Source organism: Burkholderia sp. E168m23 (assembly GCF_016586125.1).
Classification (GTDB): Bacteria; Pseudomonadota; Gammaproteobacteria; order Burkholderiales; family Burkholderiaceae; genus Burkholderia; species Burkholderia orbicola.
The window spans coordinates 1-5,858 of sequence record NZ_BCPP01000426.1; the positions used below are offsets into that span (position 1 = coordinate 1).

Below are 5,858 nucleotides of genomic sequence, written 5' to 3' on the forward strand. Positions count from 1 at the left end.
AGTTCAGCCTTGCGCGCGGCACCAAGCCGCTGTTCGAGTCGACCTCGTTCGTGCTCAATCCCGGCGAGAAAGCCGGCCTGATCGGCGCGAACGGCGCCGGCAAGTCGACGCTGTTTTCCGTCCTGCGCGGCGAGCTGCATTCCGACGGAGGCGATTTCTCGATGCCGCCGTCGTGGCGGATCGCCCACGTGTCGCAGGAAACGCCCGCGGTCGACCGCTCGGCGCTCGACTACACGCTCGACGGCGATACCGCGCTGCGCGAGATCGAGGCCCGCATCGCCGCCGCGTCGGCCGCGCATGACGGCGCCGCCGAAGCCGACGCGCACGCGGCATTCGCCGATGCCGACGGCTACACCGCGCCGGCCCGCGCCGAAGCGCTGCTGCTCGGCCTAGGCTTCACGCTCGCGCAAACGCGCGAATCCGTCGCGAGCTTCTCCGGCGGCTGGCGCATGCGCCTGAACCTCGCGCAGGCGCTGATGTGCCGCTCCGACCTGCTGCTGCTCGACGAACCGACGAACCACCTCGACCTCGACGCGATCGTCTGGCTCGAAGACTGGCTGCATCGCTACCCCGGCACGCTCGTCGTGATTTCGCACGACCGCGAATTCCTCGACTCGATCTGCAACGTCACGCTGCATCTGGAAAACCGCCAGGTGAAGCGCTACGGCGGCAACTACTCGCAGTTCGAAGTATTACGCGCTCAGCAACTGGCGCTGCAGCAAAGCGCGTACGAAAAGCAGCAGAAGACGATCGAGCACCTGCAGAGCTTCGTCGACCGCTTCAAGGCCAAGGCGACCAAGGCCAAGCAGGCGCAAAGCCGGATGAAGGCGCTCGAGAAGATGGAGTTGATCGCGCCCGCGCACATCGCGTCGCCGTTCACGTTCGAATTCCGCACGCCCGATGCCGCGCCGAACCCGATGATGGTGATGGAGGACGTCCGCTGCGGCTATCACGCCGACGACGGAACGGACATCCCGATCGTCGAGCGCGTCGCGCTGTCGATCCAGAACGGCCAGCGTATCGGCCTGTTGGGTGCCAACGGCCAGGGCAAGTCGACGCTGATCAAGACACTGGCCGGCACGCTCGCGCCGCTGTCGGGGCACGTGCGCGACGGCAAGGGGCTGACGATCGGCTATTTCGCGCAGCACCAGCTCGAAACGCTGCGCGAAGACGATTCGCCGCTCGCGCATCTGGCACGGCTTGCGCCCGACACGCGCGAGCAGGAACTGCGCGACTTCCTCGGCGGCTTCAATTTCTCGGGCGACATGGCGACCAGCCCGGTCGGGCCGTTCTCGGGCGGCGAAAAAGCCCGCCTCGCGCTGGCGCTGATCATCTGGCAGAAGCCGAACCTGCTGCTGCTCGACGAACCGACGAACCACCTCGACCTCGAAACGCGCCACGCGCTGACGATGGCGCTCGCGCAATTCGAAGGCACGCTGATCCTCGTGTCGCACGATCGTCACCTGCTGCGCGCGACGACCGATCAGTTCATGCTGGTCGCGAAGCACCGGCTGCAGCCGTTCGACGGCGACCTCGACGACTACCGCGACTGGCTGCTGCAGCACGCAGCCGAGCAGCGCGCGGCCGCGAAAGCCGACAGCGCGGCAGCCGCGGGCGCCGATCCGGGCGTCAACCGCAAGGATCAGAAGCGTCAGGCGGCCGAGGAACGCCAACGGCTGTCCCAGTTGAAGAAGCCGCTGCAGAACCGCATCACGAAGCTCGAGAAGGAAATGGAAGCACTGCACGCCGAAAAGGCGCGCCTCGACGCGTTCGTCGCCGATCCGGCGAGCTACGAAGCCGCGCGCAAGACGGAACTGACCGACGCGATCCGCAAGCTCGGCGAGGTCACGACCCGGCTCGAAACGGTCGAGGCGGACTGGCTCGCCGTGCAGGAAGAACTCGAGCAGATCGGCTGAACGGCGGCCGTCGGGGCCGTCGGCGATGAGCGCGTCATCGGCGACGTAGCGCGTCGAGGCGTCGGGCATCGACGCCCCATTAATCCGCCCCGCCGCACCGAACCCGGAAACGACGAGGCCGGGCGCCCGGGCCCGGCCTCGTCGTCATTGCTGCGTTTGGCGGGGTTGCATCGGCCCGTATGTCGGCCGCGCCCCCCACTCAGCGGCGCGGCAGCGTGTCGCGCGGCATCTGCTCGTCATCGCCCATCAAGTGCCGGCGCCCCTTGATCGGCCGGCGGATCGCAGCGGCGACCTCGGCTTCCGACACGTCCTCGGACACGACCTTGCGCGCCAGCCGCCCTTCTTCGTCGATCCACTCGACGATCCGGCATCCACCGCCCCACGGCTGGCGAATCGGCTCCGACACGCGGCAGCCGCGCAGGTTGTAAAGGCGTCCGCCAGGCGCTTCCCCGTACGATTTCAACATAGGTTCCCTTCGCATTGCGCGGTTCGACAATCCGGCAAAGGATAGGGAAAAGCGATGTCCGGCGGGTTACATCAGCCTACATATTCTTTACAGCGAATTACGCGACAGATCGTCCGGCCCGCTACGGCCCCTGCCAGGGCCCCGCCCGCTCATTCGAGATCGCGCACGCGGTCGATCGCCTGCTCGAGCCGCTCGACGGCCATCACGTTCAGCCCTTCGATCGGCTGTTTCGGCGCATTCGCCTTCGGAATCAGCGCGGACGTGAAACCGAGCTTCGCCGCTTCGCGCAGCCGTTCCTGCCCGCGCGGGGACGGCCGGATCTCGCCCGCCAGCCCCACCTCGCCGAACACGATCAGCCCTTTCGGCAGCGCCTTGTTGCGCATCGACGAGTGAATCGCGAGCAGCACCGCGAGGTCGGCGGCCGGCTCGGTGATCTTCACGCCGCCCACCGCATTGAGGAACACGTCCTGGTCGAAGGCTGCGATGCCCGCGTGGCGGTGCAGCACCGCGAGCAGCATCGCGAGCCGGTTCTGCTCGAGGCCGACCGCGAGCCGGCGCGGGTTCGGCACGTGCGCCGTATCGACGAGCGCCTGGATTTCGACGAGCAGCGGGCGCGTGCCTTCCTGCGTGACGAGCACGCACGAACCGGGCACGACCTGCTCGTGCTGCGACAGGAACAGCGCGGACGGGTTGGCCACGCCGCGCAGCCCGCGCTCGGTCATTGCGAACACGCCGAGCTCGTTGACCGCGCCGAAACGGTTCTTGAACGCGCGCACGAGCCGGAACGACGAATGCGTGTCGCCTTCGAAATACAGCACCGTGTCGACGATGTGCTCGAGCACGCGCGGGCCGGCCAGATTGCCCTCCTTCGTCACGTGCCCGACCATGATGATCGCGGTGCCCGACTGTTTCGCGATGCGCGTGAGCTGCGCCGCGCACTCGCGCACCTGCGCGACCGAGCCCGGCGCCGACGTCAGCGCCTCGGAATAGACGGTCTGGATCGAGTCGATGACGGCCACGTCCGGCCGCTCCGAATCGATCGCGGCCTGGATCTTCTCGAGCTGGATCTCGGCGAGCAGCTTCAGTTCGGCCGCCGGCGCACCGCCGTCGAGCAACGCGAGCCGTTGCGCGCGCAACGCGATCTGCGCGGCCGATTCCTCGCCGCTGATATAGAGGGCGCGCCTCTCGTTCGCGATATCCGCGAGCGACTGCAGCAGCAGCGTCGACTTGCCGATGCCCGGATCGCCGCCGATCAGCACGACACCGCCGGGCACCAGCCCGCCGCCCAGCACGCGGTCGAATTCGCCGATGCCGGTGGAGAAGCGCGGCACGTCGGCGGCCTCGATGTCGGCGAGCCGCTGCACCGGCGCCCGCTTCGCGAGCGACTGGAACCGATGGGCGGCCGGCGACTCGGCGACCGATTCGACGAGCGTGTTCCAGGCTTGGCACGACGGGCACTGGCCCTGCCACTTCGGGGTCTGTCCGCCGCACTCGCTGCAGACGTAAACGGTTTTCTGTTTGGCCACGCGCGACGCCCTTATTCCGCTCGCACGGGCACGCGGGCCGCGACCGCGCACATCAGCTCGTAGCCGATCGTGCCGCAATGGCGCGCGACGTCGTCGATCGGCAGCGCGTTGCCCCACAGCTCGACGCGCGCGCCGACGCCGGCCTGCGGGCACGGCGTCAGGTCGACGGTGATCATGTCCATCGACACGCGGCCGACGATCCGCGTACGGATGCCGTCGACGATCACGGGCGTGCCTTCGGGCGCCACGCGCGGATAGCCATCCGCATAGCCGCACGCGACGACGCCGATCCGCATCGGCGCCTGCGCCGAAAACGTCGAACCATAACCGATCGCCTGGCCCTTCCCGATCGTCTGCACCGCGATCAGCTCGGATGCAAGCGTCATCGCGGACTTCAACCCCGTGTCCGCGATATCGGACGACAACCCGGACGGCGACGCGCCATACAGCACGATCCCCGGCCGCACCCAGTCGAAGTGCGTATCCGGATGCCACAGCACGGCGGCCGAATTCGCGAGACTGCGCGCGCCGGCGATGCTTTCCGCGCCGCGCTCGAACGTCGCGAGCTGCTCGGCGACACCGCGCTCGTTGTCCGCGTCCGAAAAATGGGTCATCAACGTGATCTGGCCGATGCCGGGGCACGCGCGGGCGCGCTCCCACGCGGCACGGTATTTTTCCGGCACGTAACCGAGCCGGTTCATCCCGCTGTTCATCTTGAGCTGCACGTTAACGGGCTTCGACAGCCGCGCCGTTTCCAGCATCCGCATCTGCTCGTCGTTGTGGACGGTCGTGGTCAGGCTGTAGCGGTCGATCACGTCGATGTCGGTCGAGCGGAAGAAGCCTTCGAGCAGCAGGATCGGGCCGGCCCAGCCGAGCTCGCGCAGCTTCACCGCCTCGTCGAGGTCGAGCAGGCCGAAGCCGTCGGTGCCGCGCAGGCCCGGAAACGCGCGGGCGAGACCGTGGCCGTACGCGTTGGCCTTGACGACCGCCCAGACCTTGGACGGGCCGGCAAAGCGGCGGACGACGGAGAGATTGTTCGCGAGAGCGGCGGTGTGGATGGTGGCGGAGATCGGGCGCGGCATGGGAAATTTACGTAAAGACGCTTGCGAATCATCAGCTTACCGCGCCTTTTGAGCACCGAAGCCGACAATTTGCGGAACGATCGGGGAATCTTGCTAGTCCGAATTCGCGTATTTTCATGTTATAAAGCCGTGCGCACAACCCATTTCGAACGGAATAAGCCGATCGCATACCAGGCGGCCTACGCGGCCCTGCCGCAGCGACGAAAGCATCGCATCAGATGAAAAAAGGTTTTTACACCATCATGGCCGCGCAGTTTTTCTCGTCGCTGGCCGACAATGCGCTTCTCATCGCCGCCATCGCCCTGCTGAAAGACCTCCACGCCCCCAACTGGATGACACCGCTGCTGAAGCTGTTCTTCGTGTTGTCCTATGTGGTGTTGGCGGCGTATGTCGGTGCGTTCGCGGATTCGCGCCCGAAGGGCCGCGTGATGTTCATTACCAACTCGATCAAGGTGGTCGGCTGCCTGATCATGCTGTTCGGCGCCCATCCGCTGATCGCGTACGGGATCGTCGGCTTCGGCGCGGCGGCCTACTCCCCCGCCAAATACGGGATTCTCACCGAACTGCTGCCGGCCGACCGGCTGGTCGCCGCGAACGGCTGGATCGAGGGCACGACCGTCAGCTCGATCATCCTCGGCACCGTGCTCGGGGGCGCGCTGATCAGCCCGCACATCGCATCGCACGTGATCGCCCATACTTCGTATAACTTCGTATAATGTATGCTATACGAAGTTATTACGTCCGCTGCGATTTCATCGGGCTTGGTGGACGGCGCGTAGCGCTTGACGATGCGCCCTTCGCGGTCGATCAGGAATTTCGTGAAATTCCACTTGATCGCCTTGAGGCCGAGAATGCCGGGCGCCTCGTC

At 66.7% G+C, this 5,858-nt stretch carries 4 protein-coding genes and 2 pseudogenes; 2 read left to right on the forward strand and 4 right to left on the reverse strand.

All coding sequences use genetic code 11. From position 1 onward, the window contains the following. The coding region (locus JMF90_RS21005; protein ID WP_236598012.1) for an ATP-binding cassette domain-containing protein at nucleotides 1–1,916 on the forward strand (1,916 nt) is incomplete at its 5' end. Between the two features lie 199 nt (nucleotides 1,917–2,115). On the opposite strand, the gene JMF90_RS21010 is transcribed toward JMF90_RS21005, so the two are convergent. From JMF90_RS21010 to alr, 3 genes are all read right to left on the reverse strand, one after another. After that, the gene (locus JMF90_RS21010; RefSeq protein ID WP_011549526.1) at nucleotides 2,116–2,382 is read right to left on the reverse strand and encodes a DUF2866 domain-containing protein; all 267 of its coding nucleotides are present in this window, start codon (nucleotides 2,380–2,382) and stop codon (nucleotides 2,116–2,118) included. 149 nt (nucleotides 2,383–2,531) lie between these two features. Then, nucleotides 2,532–3,908, reverse strand: coding sequence for a DNA repair protein RadA (radA, locus tag JMF90_RS21015; RefSeq protein WP_011694314.1), 1,377 nt, complete (start codon nucleotides 3,906–3,908; stop codon nucleotides 2,532–2,534). 11 nt (nucleotides 3,909–3,919) lie between these two features. Further along, a complete protein-coding gene (gene alr, locus JMF90_RS21020) occupies nucleotides 3,920–4,990 on the reverse strand; it encodes an alanine racemase (protein WP_011549524.1) in 1,071 nt (356 codons plus the stop codon). A 218-nt stretch (nucleotides 4,991–5,208) separates the two neighbouring features. Between alr and JMF90_RS21025 the strand changes: the two are divergent. Beyond that, a pseudogene (locus JMF90_RS21025) lies at nucleotides 5,209–5,688 on the forward strand (MFS transporter); the annotation flags it as partial. Nucleotides 5,689–5,726: 38 nt separating this feature from the next. Here JMF90_RS21025 and JMF90_RS21030 read toward each other — a convergent pair. Continuing rightward, nucleotides 5,727–5,858, reverse strand: a pseudogene (locus JMF90_RS21030) (glutathione peroxidase); the annotation flags it as partial.